The 13,451-nt window shown below is 45.3% G+C and carries 16 protein-coding genes; 7 read left to right on the plus strand and 9 right to left on the minus strand.

Going from position 1 to position 13,451, the window contains the following annotated elements; genetic code table 11:
• Window positions 1–88: 88 nt before the first annotated feature.
• Window positions 89–310, minus strand: coding sequence for a hypothetical protein (locus tag SPUTW3181_RS01420; protein ID WP_011787668.1), 222 nt, complete (start codon window positions 308–310; stop codon window positions 89–91).
• Between the two features lie 81 nt (window positions 311–391).
• Here SPUTW3181_RS01420 and SPUTW3181_RS01425 point away from each other — a divergent pair, with 81 nt between their 5' ends.
• The 6 genes from SPUTW3181_RS01425 to azoR all read left to right on the plus strand — a co-directional run bounded on the left by SPUTW3181_RS01425 (window position 392) and on the right by azoR (window position 5,031).
• Window positions 392–1,276 (plus strand): virulence factor BrkB family protein, encoded by an 885-nt coding sequence (locus SPUTW3181_RS01425; RefSeq protein ID WP_011787669.1) that lies wholly within the window; start codon window positions 392–394, stop codon window positions 1,274–1,276.
• Window positions 1,277–1,347: 71 nt separating this feature from the next.
• Entirely contained in the window at window positions 1,348–1,785 is a 438-nt protein-coding gene (gene dtd, locus SPUTW3181_RS01430; RefSeq protein ID WP_011787670.1) for a D-aminoacyl-tRNA deacylase, read from the plus strand.
• A gap of 95 nt (window positions 1,786–1,880) precedes the next feature.
• The gene (locus SPUTW3181_RS01435; RefSeq protein ID WP_025008027.1) at window positions 1,881–2,324 is read left to right on the plus strand and encodes a thioesterase domain-containing protein; all 444 of its coding nucleotides are present in this window, start codon (window positions 1,881–1,883) and stop codon (window positions 2,322–2,324) included.
• Window positions 2,325–2,480: 156 nt separating this feature from the next.
• Window positions 2,481–3,701, plus strand: coding sequence for a S1 family peptidase (locus tag SPUTW3181_RS01440; protein ID WP_011787672.1), 1,221 nt, complete (start codon window positions 2,481–2,483; stop codon window positions 3,699–3,701).
• Between the two features lie 11 nt (window positions 3,702–3,712).
• The gene (locus SPUTW3181_RS01445; protein ID WP_011787673.1) at window positions 3,713–4,246 is read left to right on the plus strand and encodes a hypothetical protein; all 534 of its coding nucleotides are present in this window, start codon (window positions 3,713–3,715) and stop codon (window positions 4,244–4,246) included.
• Between the two features lie 188 nt (window positions 4,247–4,434).
• On the plus strand, window positions 4,435–5,031 hold the full coding sequence (gene azoR, locus SPUTW3181_RS01450; protein ID WP_011787674.1) for an FMN-dependent NADH-azoreductase: 597 nt from the start codon (window positions 4,435–4,437) through the stop codon (window positions 5,029–5,031).
• Between the two features lie 135 nt (window positions 5,032–5,166).
• Here the strand turns inward: azoR and SPUTW3181_RS01455 are convergent, their stop codons facing one another.
• Window positions 5,167–5,733: a helix-turn-helix domain-containing protein gene (locus SPUTW3181_RS01455; protein WP_011787675.1), complete on the minus strand. Its 567-nt coding sequence runs from the start codon at window positions 5,731–5,733 to the stop codon at window positions 5,167–5,169.
• A 163-nt stretch (window positions 5,734–5,896) separates the two neighbouring features.
• Here SPUTW3181_RS01455 and SPUTW3181_RS01460 point away from each other — a divergent pair, with 163 nt between their 5' ends.
• Window positions 5,897–7,084, plus strand: a complete 1,188-nt coding sequence (locus tag SPUTW3181_RS01460) for a benzoate/H(+) symporter BenE family transporter (RefSeq protein ID WP_011787676.1) — start codon at window positions 5,897–5,899, stop codon at window positions 7,082–7,084.
• A gap of 51 nt (window positions 7,085–7,135) precedes the next feature.
• On the opposite strand, the gene SPUTW3181_RS01465 is transcribed toward SPUTW3181_RS01460, so the two are convergent.
• The 7 genes from SPUTW3181_RS01465 to SPUTW3181_RS01495 all read right to left on the minus strand — a co-directional run bounded on the left by SPUTW3181_RS01465 (window position 7,136) and on the right by SPUTW3181_RS01495 (window position 13,394).
• Window positions 7,136–7,612, minus strand: coding sequence for a GNAT family N-acetyltransferase (locus tag SPUTW3181_RS01465; RefSeq protein ID WP_011787677.1), 477 nt, complete (start codon window positions 7,610–7,612; stop codon window positions 7,136–7,138).
• 451 nt (window positions 7,613–8,063) lie between these two features.
• A complete protein-coding gene (locus SPUTW3181_RS01470) occupies window positions 8,064–9,227 on the minus strand; it encodes an HNH endonuclease (RefSeq protein ID WP_011787678.1) in 1,164 nt (387 codons plus the stop codon).
• A gap of 577 nt (window positions 9,228–9,804) precedes the next feature.
• On the minus strand, window positions 9,805–10,104 hold the full coding sequence (locus SPUTW3181_RS01475) for a type II toxin-antitoxin system RelE/ParE family toxin (protein WP_011787679.1): 300 nt from the start codon (window positions 10,102–10,104) through the stop codon (window positions 9,805–9,807).
• Between the two features lie 8 nt (window positions 10,105–10,112).
• Window positions 10,113–10,355: a type II toxin-antitoxin system Phd/YefM family antitoxin gene (locus SPUTW3181_RS01480; protein ID WP_011787680.1), complete on the minus strand. Its 243-nt coding sequence runs from the start codon at window positions 10,353–10,355 to the stop codon at window positions 10,113–10,115.
• A gap of 278 nt (window positions 10,356–10,633) precedes the next feature.
• Window positions 10,634–11,377, minus strand: a complete 744-nt coding sequence (locus SPUTW3181_RS01485; RefSeq protein ID WP_011787681.1) for a hypothetical protein — start codon at window positions 11,375–11,377, stop codon at window positions 10,634–10,636.
• Window positions 11,378–11,408: 31 nt separating this feature from the next.
• On the minus strand, window positions 11,409–12,668 hold the full coding sequence (locus tag SPUTW3181_RS01490) for a beta-ketoacyl-ACP synthase (RefSeq protein ID WP_011787682.1): 1,260 nt from the start codon (window positions 12,666–12,668) through the stop codon (window positions 11,409–11,411).
• Window positions 12,669–13,394, minus strand: coding sequence for a 3-ketoacyl-ACP reductase FabG2 (locus SPUTW3181_RS01495; protein ID WP_011787683.1), 726 nt, complete (start codon window positions 13,392–13,394; stop codon window positions 12,669–12,671).
• Window positions 13,395–13,451 lie beyond the last annotated feature (57 nt).

Consider the following 13,451-nt stretch of genomic DNA (forward strand, 5'->3'; position numbering starts at 1 on the left):
CTTTATTATAGCTGTTCGATTTGTTTGTCTTTTGAGTTAAGACTGCCGTTATTAGTCTTTTCAGTGGTTATACTATTGCGAAGTGAACTTAGTCAGCCTTAAATCTCGCCGCATCGATAATAGCCCATAGGTGAAAGATTGCCCCTATAACGGCGGGTACGATTAGCCACCACAGGGCGTAACCTACAACGGTAATCACAAAAAATAGCAGTGCAGCTATTATTCTGCCCTGTAGCAGTTGGCCTAATCCGGGGAAAAACAGACTAGCGATGGCAGCGATAACATTACCAGCGGATCCTTGTTGAGACATCAATTCACTCCTTAGACTTGTAAATTAAGTGTTTATTGTACGAAGATAACGAGTCTATACCAACAGAATCAAGAGAAACCCGTGACTAAGAAGATAGAAGTAGCACAAATTCGAGTCTTATTCCTTGGGATCTGGCGCTTTTTACAGCATTTAAGGCTGCGCTTAGTGGAAGATCAAATCAATATTCGGGCGGGACATTTAGCCTATGTCACTTTGCTATCACTTGTTCCTTTGGTGGCGGTGACTATGTCTATGCTATCGGCCTTCCCTGTATTTAAGGGAATACGTGGACAGATTGAAGCCTTTGTTTATGAGAACTTTCTCCCCGCTGCTGGCGATACAGTGCAAATCTATATCAATGAATTTGTAGGAAATGCTTCTAAGGGCACCGCAGTCGGTATTGCGGCACTTGTTGTGGTGGCGATTATGCTGATTTCCGCTATCGATAAGTCGCTTAATAATATCTGGCGCACTAAAGAGAAGCGTTCTGTGGTGGTGGCTTTTTCAATGTACTGGATGGTGATCACGCTTGGCCCTGTTTTGGTTGGTGCAAGTTTGGTGGCGACCTCCTATGTTGTTTCGTTAAAACTGTTTGAAGATGATACTTTTTCTGGTGTTGTCCCTCTGTTTATTGAGCGTTTACCTATGCTGTTTTCTGTCGCAGCATTTCTGTTGTTATACATGGTCGTACCCAATCAAAAGGTGAAGTTTTTACATGCATTATTAGGGGCACTAGTCGCAGCGCTGCTGTTTGAGTTAGGGAAAAAAGCTTTTGCTTTGTATGTCACTCAGTTCCCAAGTTATGAGGCTATTTATGGTGCCTTAGCAACAATTCCTATCTTATTTGTGTGGGTGTATCTGTCATGGATGATTGTATTACTGGGGGCAGAAATTACCGCGGCTATGCCCGAGTATCTCGATTATGAATCGAGTTTCGATAAGGACGAAGCGAGTACGAAAACTTAAGTTTTTGCCGATTAATTGCGGTAATAGGTTTTATGTTGGCAATATAACCATATCAATATAAAGGAAAAGTTGTGATAGCGTTAATTCAAAGAGTGAGCCGTGCCAGCGTGGTGGTCGATAACCAAACCCTAGGTTCAATTGATAAAGGCTTGTTAGTCTTGCTTGGGGTTGAGCGGGAAGATAACCGCGAAAAAATGGAAAAATTAGCCACTAAGGTGATGAGTTATCGCGTGTTTTCCGATGAAAATGGCAAGATGAATCTCAATTTAGAACAAGTCGGTGGATCTTTATTAGTCGTGTCACAATTTACCTTGGCCGCCGATACAGGCAGAGGTTTGAGGCCGAGTTTTTCTGGGGCAGGTACGCCAGATCAGGCATTGACATTGTATGAAGAGTTTGTTGCTTTTTGCCGCGATAAGGGTGTTACTACAGAAACCGGACAGTTCGGTGCCGATATGCAAGTGTCCTTAGTCAATGATGGCCCAGTGACCTTTAATCTGCAGGTGTAACTTCTATCGAGATGTTTATCTTGGGGCCCCGGTGATTGAGTATTAGACATAATCAATGTCGCTTGTACCAAGAGGGAGTATTAAGGGAAATGCGCATGGATCAATTACTCATCAAATTACGCCAGACTTGGCACAGTACGATCCCCGTTAGCGAGTTTATGCAGATTGTGCCACTCGATTACAGTGAGGGAGAGTTTCGAGTCACAGCGCCGATAACGCCCAATATTAATCTGCATCAGACCATGTTTGCGGGCAGCATTTATACACTGATGACCTTAACAGGCTGGGGGGCCGTGTGGCTTAATCAACAATTGATAGGCGTGGCGGGTGATATTGTGCTCGCTGATGCCCATATGCGTTATCTCGCACCTGTGAGTTCACAACCTGTTGCACGCGTGGTATGGCAGGATGCCAATTTAGCTGGATTATCTGCAGGACGAAAAGCTAAAGTCCGACTTGTGGTTGAACTTTACTGTGGTGAGCAACGATGCGCTGAATTTACGGGCCTCTATATTAGCATTCCAAATATTACTAAATAGTTGTCATTGTTTGCTTTTTGTGGGCTTTCATCGTTGATGTTGTTTTAATCTTGCAATAGAATCTTTGGCTTAATGCAACTTAGATTGCATCCTCCATAGTCTGTACGGTTCGTTTACGCTGTATAGTGCTATTTGCATTGATATTAAGGATAACCGATGCGATTTCTCTCCAGTGTGCTTATTGTTCTGTTCTGTTTTCATCTTAGTGGCTGCGCGAATACCAAATTAAATGCAAATAAATTGCCTAAGGGTGTGGTACTGAATAAGTCCATTACGCTCCCTGTGGATGTGAGTGTTGCCTATTATTTGCCCCATTCGCAGTTAAATAACCGTTTTTATTTAGAGAAATGGAATATTTGGGTCGATCCAGGAAAATCACTCAGTGATGGTGTGAAGGATGGTTTTGGTGCTTATTTTTCAAATGCTAAGCTGTTAGACCGCACGCAAGCGAATCAATATGGGTTATTGATCGATATCGATCCCGAGTGGAAATTTGAATCGGGCAAAGCAGAAATGATCATGAGTTATCGGGTATTTAATGGGTCCGATAAGCCTATTCGAGAGGGACAAAAATCCTTTAAGACAGATATTGGTTATCTTGGGGATGGTTTAGGGCTTTATAACGCATCATTGCGAGCGACTCAGTTAGTGATTGTCGATGTGCTAAATGCGTTAACGCCTTCTGCAAGTAACTACCCTGCGCAGTATGCAATGAAAGATGTATCGGCGAATTTACTCGCAAATATGAAAAAACCAGTCAGTACCGGGACGGGGTTTTATATTAATCCGCAGGGACAAATTGTTACTGCGGCCCATGTACTCAAAAATTGCATGGTGACACAGGTGAATGTTGGCGATAAATCCTTTGATGCGGTCGTAGAGGCTAGCTCGACCCTATTAGATTTAGCTGTTGTCAGTACGGGCACACCAGTGGAGCAATACTTGCCATTGCGTAAAGGTACAGAGATTTTTCTTGGTGAGGCCATTACCAATGTTGGTTATCCCTTACAGGGATTATTGGCGGCTTCACCTAATTTAACGCGAGGCAATATTAGTTCGCGCGAGGCATTAAAAGGCGCGGTTGGACAGTTCCAGTTTTCGGCACCGATCCAACCTGGTTCTAGTGGCGGCCCAGTGGTCTCTGACGGCGGGGAGTTATTAGGTATCACCGTCAGTACGTTAAATGTGACGAGTCTGCGTGAATCGGGCGCGCTACCGCAGAATGTTAACTTTGCCCTCGATGCGAAATATGCTGCCCGCTTTTTAGATAAACACCACATTAGTTATCAGTCGGTAGAGCCCAATATGAAGGGTGATATTCGAACGGCAAATGCGGCTGCGCTTGGTGCTGTAGTACAACTAAATTGCTATCAATAAGGATGTTTCCAATGCCATTTATGCTTCGTATTTTAATGCTGGGTTTGTTGCTAATCAGCCCATTCGTTAAGGCGCAAACAACGGTACTTCCACCAGTGTTTTTTATCAGTACCATTGATTCAACAGACTTTTATAACAAACTCAAGGGCACACCTTTATTTGAAAAAATGGATAAAGAGAATATCGGTAATCCACTAAAGCTCATTGTGACTTATAACATGGAACCTACAGCAGGGGGAGAGGCCGCGGGATTGACCTCGGCTATTTTAGCGGGTGGTTCCCTAGGGCTGTTGCCTATGGTGACCAATAATGATTTGGTGCTGACCTATGAGTTTAGGGTCCACAATGAGGTGGTTGCCAGTGTCAGTTATCGTGAGAATTTCACCAAGGCTCACAATATGTATTCTAACGAGGGATTGTATAGCCTTGATAAAGATAGTTTGGCCTGGGCGATGACAACTACGGATAAGTTTATTGAAGATATTCAAAAAGTCCCTGAATTATCCCATCTCATTAACGAGTACAACTATTATTTTGTTCAATAGTTTTGAGCGATTGATTTTCAAATGTCAAAGGCTAGCTGTGCTAGCCTTTGGTGTAACCTTTCTAAAAAATCGAAGCTAATCTCAGATTTTATCCGCTTTATTTCTTTTTTATGAGCTAATACACTAGCGTCATAGAGTTGAGATATTCCATCTGACTCTGAGTCATTTACCTATTTTCGGAGCAGATTATGTCTAAAGTCTTAATTTTAAAATCAAGCATTCTTGGCGGTTATTCACAATCTGCCGTGTTAATTGACCACTTAGCGAGCCACTGGGAAAACCAAGGCGCCGCTATTACAGTACGTGATTTAGGCGGTAAAGACGTACTGCCTATGGTAGACGGTGAAATCGCTTCTGGGTTACGCGGTGGTGCAGAATTATCGGCACGTCAGCAAGAAATGCTCGCCTTATCAGATACCTTAGTCGCTGAATTAAAAGCGAACGACACTATCGTTATCGCGGCACCTATGTATAACTTTACCATTCCAGCCCAACTTAAAAACTGGATCGATTTTATTGCCCGCGCCGGTGTGACTTTTACTTACACTGAAACCGGTTCAAAAGGATTAGTGGAAGGTAAACGCGCCGTGTTGGTGACGACTCGTGGCGGCGCCCACAAAGATGGCCCAACCGATCACGTTGTACCTTACTTGAAAACGGTTTTAGCTTTTATAGGTATCACCAATGTTGAAGTGGTTTACGCCGAAGCACTGAATATGGGGCCAGAAGCACACGATAAAGGCATGAGCGAAGCCAAACACAGTATTGATTTGTTAACTGCTTAATAGTCAAATAAATTTAATAAAATGCCAGCTTATATAAGCTGCATTTTTGTTTGAGCAGTGCCAATAACCTATCTCACTTCGGTTGCACCCTTGGTTTACCGCAGACGCTATTCTGGGGTAATTAGCTCGAGGTTACTAGATACTACCTCGTTGGTAGTGAATGATGTCGTGGAATACCACGGCTTGCTCGTTTAGATTGCGATAGCCATGGGGTTTGTCGGCCGAAAATCGTACTGCTTCACCTTGCTTAAGTGTTTGCCACTCGCCATCGACTAGCACTTCCATAGTGCCGCTCAAGACAATGACATGCTCAGTGACACCCGTTTCATGGGGCTCAGAAAGGCGCTCATAGTTTGGCAGCAGCGTGAGTTCAAACATCTCGAAACCGAAGCGCTCTTCAAAGGGGAAGAGTGAGGCGACTAGCATACCGTCGGTAGCGGGTTGTTGGCGTAACTCGTCGGGCTTACGGAATACTGTGCCTTGGCTCTGGGGTGTGGGTTCGAGAAAGGTCGACAGCGAGATATTGAATCCACTGGCTATTTTCCACAGAGTCGCAATGGTTGGGCTTGATTCACCGCGCTCGATTTGTCCTATCATGGCCTTACTAACGCCCGTCTCTTGGGCGGCTTTATCTAAACTCCATCCCTTTTGGTTGCGAAGTGCTTTAAGCGTGGTGGCGAGATAGCTGTTTATCGTCTGCACAATGGCCCCATCATTTTTATGAAAATTTAGTTTGTACGTTATAACGCACAGGTGTTATCTTGTCCATCTCGTACGTTATAGCGCACAAAGGCTATCTTGTTCATTTTATAAGTTATAGCGCACAACGTGGTGGCGACAGCAATTGCAGAAAAAGGGAGTGGGTATGTGGCGAGATGCAGGAAGTTTGTCAAAAATATCAGCGGGTTTTATTGCGGTATTAGTGGGTTATAGCAGCTCGGCTGTGATCATCTTTCAAGCGGCGGAAGCTGTGGGGGCGACACCAGCACAGATCAGTTCATGGCTGTGGGCTTTAGGTGTGGGCATGGGTGTGACCAGCATAGGGTTATCGCTTTACTACAAGAATCCTATTCTAACGGCTTGGTCTACACCGGGCGCAGCGCTAATGGTGACTAGCCTTGCGGGATTGAGCGTCAACCAAGCCATAGGCGCTTTTCTGGTGAGTTCAATTCTAATCACCCTTTGCGGTGTTGCGGGCTGGATGGATAAACTTATTCGTATCATGCCGCAGTCGGTGGCTTCCGCCATGTTAGCGGGGATCCTGCTGCAATTTGGCCTAGGGCTATTTCAGGCGATGCAAACCCAGTTGAGTCTAATTTTGATCATGCTGTTGGTGTTTGTAGTCGTTAAGCCTTTTGCGCCGCGCTACATCATCTTGCTGACCTTGTTGGTGGGCATAGGCATGAGTTTTCAATTAGATTTGCTCAAGCTAGATGCCGTTCAGTTGCAACTGGCGATGCCAGTGTGGACGACACCTGAGTTTTCGCTGGCGAGTGTAATTGGCGTAGCATTACCGCTGTTTGTGGTGACTATGGCATCGCAAAATATGCCGGGCGTTGCTGCGCTGCACGGTAATGGCTACAGGCCGCCTATTTCGCCTTTGATCACGAGCACAGGCTTAATCGGGGTTATTCTCGCGCCCTTTGGCGGTTTTGCCTTTAACTTATCCGCCATCACAGCGGCCATCTGCATGGGTAAAGAGGCCGATCCAAATCCGGCTACCCGCTACTGGGCGGCGGTATGGGGCGGGGTGTTTTACTTTATCACTGGGTTATTGGGTGCCACTGTGGTTGGACTGTTTTCCGCTTTCCCGAAGGAATTAGTACTGGCCATCGCCGGATTAGCCCTGCTCGGCACTATTGCCAATAGTCTGACCGCTGCATTAGCTAAAACGGAAGATCGCGAAGTAGCAATTATCACTTTCTTGGTCACTGCATCGGGTTTTAGTGTGCTGGGCATCGGCAGCGCATTTTGGGGGTTGTTACTTGGGTTTATTATCCATTGGTGGAACGGGCACAGAACTGCATCAGTAGTTAAGCGAGCGAATACTTAACTGCAGCAAAGCGCCTTAGAGATGAATTTCAAAGACTAAGGCGCATGTGTTTTAGATTCTCTTCGTCATAAACACACTATTGGGATCGAGTCGATAATCGGCAAAGGGGCCGCAGATTTCAAAACCAAATTTGCAGTAGAGCAAGCGAGCGGGGTTAAAGAAGTCCATCGAACCTGTCTCTAGACTCAGACGTTTGACGCCAGCGCTTTTGGCATCGTTAATCAAGTGCTGCAATATCTTAGACGCTATACCTTGCTGCTTATAGGGCGCGGCGGTGCGCATGGATTTGATCTCGGCGTGCTCGGTATCTAACCATTTTAGTGCACCACAGCCCGCTAAATTGTTGCCATCCCAGAGGGTCCAAAAGCGAATATTGGGCTGACGCAGGCCATCAAGATCTAATGCGTGAACGCTTTCAGGCGGTGAGGTTGCCTGCATATCGTTGAGGTGTTCCTGCAGTAATGCCGCTATCTCTGGCCCTTTAAGGTCATCTAAGGTGATTTTCATGGCTCTTATTGTGGATTTCATGGCAGATCGGGTGCTCCCTATTATTGTGGCTTATCCATAATGGCGTCATCGCTTTGTTATCTGTTTGCCAATGCGCCGTGGTGGATAAGCAAATGCTAGGCCACAAACTTTTTATCAAAGCAAAAATCAAAGTCGTGGGGTTTCACCCCACACCCGACCAAAAGGGGAAAAGCGCCTGTTCCCCTTTTGGATATCCCTCGGCGTCCCCAACGGAGTTGAAAGCCTCTTGGGCATTAAGCGTCCTTATGCTATCGCGTCAGACGCTCGTCCCTGATTCGACTGACGCTATCTCGGCATCCATGCCTCGATCACGCAACGAACGCTAATGCCCTGCGGCAACTCCGAGGGGATGGTGTACTCCTTTGGTTCAAGTGTTATTGGTAAATTTTTAAGGAATAAAAGTTATGCCTGTCGGATCTTTTCTTGATTTGAAATGGATGGCCAGATTTATTTACATAGATAGCCTGAATTCTTCAATTTTTGCTCCGATTAAATCTGCCGCACCGCCAGATGATAAGAGCATATTTTCTACATCAGTATCATCAAGTACGAGGATCAATTTTTGATGCACCATCCACTGTTCTCGAATAGTGTGTAAACAACCTGCAAAATCACCTCCTTTTCTAGAAAAGATAATGCCAAACAGACCCGCCCCATGAGGTTTTAGATAATTCGCAATTTGAAGGACATCACTCTTCTTAACTTTTCTAGAGTAATTTTTGGCATCAATCACTACATAGTCTGCAGAGTATTTTTCGCGCAAAAATGACCAAAAACCATCAGTTGCATAATTTGGGACAATGAAATCCCTTCGATTTGACTTGGTAAAATCATTAACTTCTTGAATCGGCTTATCAAGTGGAGGACAAAATAGTTCTTCTATGATTTCACCAATGAGGCGCTGATATATGTAGCAATCTTTACGGCCCGGATTACATGACTTTAACTTGCTAAGCAAATCTTGACCTCTACTGCCTTCTTTTCCCCCAGTAATGGCAGTTAGAAGCATTTTAAAGTAGCTACTGTCTGCCTTTTGTATTCCCGCTTTAAAATTCTTAATGAGATAGTCTGCGTCCCACACTTCTATATCATTAGATTCTATGTTTTGCTTTATCTCGTTCGGTAATCTACCAGGTATGGCTAGGACCTTCTTACATTCACCTATTAGCTTGCCATATTCCAAAATCTGTTCGACTATTTTAGAGCTGTGACTTCTTGTAATTGCTTTATTGGATTTACACTCAATAAGAATCTTCGCGTTCCGACTATCTTCTATGAGAATGTCTGCTCTAGCTCTTTGTGACTCTCCAATTATCGCTTCCAGTTGGATTTTTTGATCTGGGCTTGTTTCCTTAATAACCTGATAAAGGAAGTTCACAAATTCAATTTCTTTTGGACCCATAGTCATATATCTATGACAATTCGGGCATAGCAGAAGGAAGTTCTCTTCCGTCATACTACCACCTTCATTAAAAGGGGTAATCGAAGCTAGCTCTAGAGGGATTTCCTCTCCAGAAATGGTGCACATTGCACATTGATTATTGTGCTTTGCAATTAGTTTTGCCCGCATTGCAACCGACGGAATCCTTCGCTTATTTAATTTCTGATCCATCATTTATTCTCTAATTCCACTTTTGTTCTAACATTTGTATCGTTCGCAAAATCTCACCACCGATCGCTTGACAGCATAAGTCGCAACCCACTGATTTAGAATTTGATTTCTACGATAGCAAAAATCATTCTGGGTAGAAAGTGCGCATGATTTAAGATCGTTCTATGTTACGTACTATTTATAAAAAATTGAATTTTATTGAGAATTAACTAAGCTGTTCACCATTGATTATGTTAGCTATCAGCTATAACTACTTATTTTTTTACAGTGTTACTGTGACACTAGTCATATAAACCAACAGATGGCACTAATGCTCGAAAGGCAAACCATGGTGATTGGCGAGACGACCGTCCGCCCCATGGACGGGGCGGTCGAGCATCCAAGGATGGACTTGCTGCGGGTAGTCGAGCCAGTACCATGGTTGGCCTCACTCTGAATAATATCTATTTTTAACAGTTTCTTCGCCTTCCCTAATTCTCTCGTTTATCAACTTAGACCCTCTAGGTTTCTTTCACTGAGTCGGCAAGTGAGTGCCATGGCAAGCCTGTGCGGGTGTACCAGTAAACGATCAGGGGTGAGGTTATTTCAAGTGGTTTTGTGGTAGTTGTGGCTGGCCTAACAGGGCAACGATGAGGATGAAGTCGTCTTCTTTTGTGAAGTAGGCGGTGTGTTTAGCAATCGGAAAGTAGAATCCGTTGGGGTAAATATCTTCGCAGCTTCTGCCTAATCCGGGGTTATCGGCTAACATTTGCAAGCCGGATATTAGGCTTTCTTTGTATTTGTGCCACTGCGACTCAGAAAAGTGTTGAAGGGTGTAGTCTTTAATCTTTAGTAAGTGAGTTTGAGCTAACTTACTCAGTTTATAGCGTTTATTTTTCATGTAAGTTGCTACAGGGCGTTAAGAAAATCTTCACCATCAACAATATTACCTTTCGCTAAGTCTTCTTTAGCAGCGTTGAAGCAGTGTTTAAGGTAATCCGCTTTCATCGCCTCAAGTTGTTCGAAGTCGTGGATAGACATCACAACAACCGCATCTTTACTGTTTTTGCTGATCTTGATAGGTTCACGTTGAGCGTTTAGCAGTAACTCACCGAAATTTCGTTTGGCGTCATTGGCTGTTAATGTTTGCACGATTAAGCCCTCTTATTTGGAAATACAGTGGCAGTATAGTGCATTGTGCAAAACGCACAAAACGATTAAATCGTGCGATATTTCCGAAAACAAGCGGGTTATAAATTTTTATCGCCAGTAAAAGGCACAGGCTACAAGATCAACCACGTTGTGCGAGTCCCCTAATCCGCTCACTATTAATTATCCTTTCCGATTCTCAACATTATCCAAACGAATATAAAAATGGCCGAGGATAAGCTCGGCCATGATTTGCTCGATTAAGCGTAAAGCGGGTAGGTTTAGTAGTATTTCTTCAAATAACTCTCGGCGTAGTTTTTGAGTTTTTTGTTTGAGCTCGCGGTTGCCATATTTTCAATCACATCGCGGTAAGCGGTATTCCCCGAACTAGCTAGCGCTTTTGCCATGTTGGCATAGGTATCGATGGCGAGTTTGTCATTGGCCATTAAGCGTGGTGTTTTCAATTCGTTACTGAGTACGGCTAGGATAAAATCATCGTACTGGCGGTCATCCATGATGCGTTTAGCCGCGAGACGCATTAATTCTAAATCATTGCTGCGTAGGGCATTGGCAAAGGCATTATTTTGCTGACTCTGATCGGCGGCATATTGGCTTTTATCCGCAAGAATCGCATTCCATTTTTTATATATCGTTATGTTTTCTAAAGCTTGACCTGCGTATTTTTTGAGTTTTTTAGGATAATCACCATTAACAATCTTATTGATGGTTTCGCTGTACTTATCATTGCCTGAATAAGCTAAGCCTTTGACTAACCAAGCACTGTAGTCAATGGCATTTTTTTCAGTGGCTTGGGGCAAAGATGCGAGTAGCTTTGCTTCGAGCGCATCAAAAATGGCAGGATCGGATAAACCAGCGATGGTGAGTGATTCAATGGCTTCTTTTTGCTTGAATTGGTTATCACCCCTAAAGATTTCTTGATAGGTTTCAACCGTATATTCCTGAGCCAATAAAGGCGAGCTTAATAAACTGATGCTAAGCAGCATACCTGCAAACAGTGGTTTCATGGTGATGTCCTTATGTGGTTTTTATATGTTGTTATTGGGCCCAGCGTTTAAAAATCAGCGAGGTATTAATACCGCCAAAGGCGAAATTATTACTCATCACATAATCTGTATCGATTGGGCGTAAATCGCTACGGATATAGTCCAAATCGGCGCATTGTGGGTCGATACTTTCAAGGTTGAGTGTCGGCGCAAACCAGCCTGCATTCATCATCTCAATACTCACCCAAGCCTCTAACGCGCCGCATGCGCCTAAGGTGTGGCCCGTGTAGCTTTTAAGGGATGAAATCGGCATACCAGCACCAAATACTGCGTGGGTCGCGTGGCTTTCGGCGATGTCACCGCGATCCGTTGCCGTGCCGTGGGCGTTCACATAGCCTATGGCGCTGGGCTCAAGCTGTGCATCTTTGAGGGCTAATCTGATGGCGATTTCCATGGTTTGTGCGTTCGGTTGAGTGACGTGTTGGCCATCTGAATTCGTCCCAAAACCGACGAGTTCGGCATAAATCTTGGCGCCACGCGCCTTGGCGTGTTCGAGCTCTTCGAGCACCAGCGTACAGGCGCCTTCGCCAATCACGAGGCCATCGCGGCTTGCATCGAAGGGGCGTGGCGTGAGTTCGGGAGTGCTGTTTTTAGTGCTGGTGGCAAATAAGGTATCGAACACGACAGCTTCTGTGGGACAGAGTTCTTCATCGCCGCCTGCCAACATTAAGGTTTGATGACCGTATTTGATGGCTTCATAGGCGTAACCTATGCCTTGGCTCCCCGAGGTACAGGCGCTACTGGTGGTGTGAATTCGGCCTTTTAAGCCGAAAAATACCCCGACATTTACCGCTGTGGTGTGTGCCATCATGCGGATATAACTCGTGGCGGTAACGCCCGACATATCACCGGTTTTCAACATATCGCCAAAGGCGATGATGGCATCGGTACTGCCCGTGGATGAACCGTAGGCGATACCCATTTCACCAGAGGACACGATAGGATCGTCTAACAATCCCGCATCGATTAATGCAAGTTCACTGGCGCGGGTCGCCATGATAGAAACCCGACCCATAGAACGAATTTTCTTGCGCGAATAATGGCTTGGCACTTCAAAGTCGCTAATGGGCGCGGCTAAGCGGGTATTGAGGCCATCGTATTTATCCCATTCGCCCATAGTGACAACACAGTTTTTCTGCGCCTTAAGACTCGCCGCTATCGTCGGCCAATCATGGCCTAGGGCGGTAATGCCGCCAATGCCAGTGACGACCACTCGTTTCCCTAAGCGGGTTTGATTTGTCGCTTCGCTCATTTAGATCATGCCTCCATTGACCGATATCACTTGGCGAGTGATATAGGCGGCATCGTCAGACATTAAAAATGCGGCTAAGGCGGCGATTTCACTGGGTTTACCCATGCGGCGCATCGGCACTAATTGCTCGACCATATCTTTAGGAATATCGGCCACCATGTCGGTTTCAATCAAGCCGGGAGCGATACAGTTGACGGTGATTTTGCGTTTTGCCAGCTCTAACGACAATGCCTTAGTTGCGCCGATAATACCCGCTTTTGAGGCGCTGTAATTGACTTGGCCACGGTTGCCAGCAATCCCAGAAACCGAAGCTAAGGTGATGATACGCCCGCCCTTGCGGCCTTGTACCATAGGCATCACACAGGGATGGATGACATTATAAAAGCCGTCTAAGTTAGTGTGGATGACGCTGTCCCACTCGCTTTCTGTCATAGCAGGAAAGGCGGTGTCGCGGTTGATACCAGCATTGAGGATCACGCCATAATAGGCACCATTGGCCTCGATATCGGCTTCAATGGCGGCTCTGACGGTTGCGCGGTCGGCGACATCAAATTTCAGCAGGCTCGCATTCACTCCAAGCGCGCGAACTTCTGCGGCGGTGGCATCGGCAGCCGTTTGGTTACTGTGGTAATGCAGGGCGATATCGAAACCCGCAGCGGCGAGTTTTAGGGCGATGGCTTTACCAATGCCGCGGCTCGAACCGGTAACTAATACTCTGTTATTCATCTGTTTTCTCCACCCCATTTTATCGTTATGTGTCGGTATGGGGTTTCATGTATTTAT

This window comes from Shewanella sp. W3-18-1 (assembly GCF_000015185.1).
Lineage (GTDB): Bacteria > Pseudomonadota > Gammaproteobacteria > Enterobacterales > Shewanellaceae > Shewanella > Shewanella putrefaciens.

Coding starts and splice junctions, on each gene's coding strand:
- SPUTW3181_RS01420 (WP_011787668.1), bottom strand. CDS start 310: ATGTCTCAACAAGGATCCGCTGGTAATGTTATCGCTGCCATCGCTAGT.
- SPUTW3181_RS01435 (WP_025008027.1), top strand. CDS start 1,881: ATGGATCAATTACTCATCAAATTACGCCAGACTTGGCACAGTACGATC.
- SPUTW3181_RS01440 (WP_011787672.1), top strand. CDS start 2,481: ATGCGATTTCTCTCCAGTGTGCTTATTGTTCTGTTCTGTTTTCATCTT.
- SPUTW3181_RS01445 (WP_011787673.1), top strand. CDS start 3,713: ATGCCATTTATGCTTCGTATTTTAATGCTGGGTTTGTTGCTAATCAGC.
- azoR (WP_011787674.1), top strand. CDS start 4,435: ATGTCTAAAGTCTTAATTTTAAAATCAAGCATTCTTGGCGGTTATTCA.
- SPUTW3181_RS01460 (WP_011787676.1), top strand. CDS start 5,897: ATGTGGCGAGATGCAGGAAGTTTGTCAAAAATATCAGCGGGTTTTATT.
- SPUTW3181_RS01465 (WP_011787677.1), bottom strand. CDS start 7,612: ATGAAATCCACAATAAGAGCCATGAAAATCACCTTAGATGACCTTAAA.
- SPUTW3181_RS01470 (WP_011787678.1), bottom strand. CDS start 9,227: ATGATGGATCAGAAATTAAATAAGCGAAGGATTCCGTCGGTTGCAATG.
- SPUTW3181_RS01475 (WP_011787679.1), bottom strand. CDS start 10,104: ATGAAAAATAAACGCTATAAACTGAGTAAGTTAGCTCAAACTCACTTA.
- SPUTW3181_RS01485 (WP_011787681.1), bottom strand. CDS start 11,377: ATGAAACCACTGTTTGCAGGTATGCTGCTTAGCATCAGTTTATTAAGC.
- SPUTW3181_RS01490 (WP_011787682.1), bottom strand. CDS start 12,668: ATGAGCGAAGCGACAAATCAAACCCGCTTAGGGAAACGAGTGGTCGTC.
- SPUTW3181_RS01495 (WP_011787683.1), bottom strand. CDS start 13,394: ATGAATAACAGAGTATTAGTTACCGGTTCGAGCCGCGGCATTGGTAAA.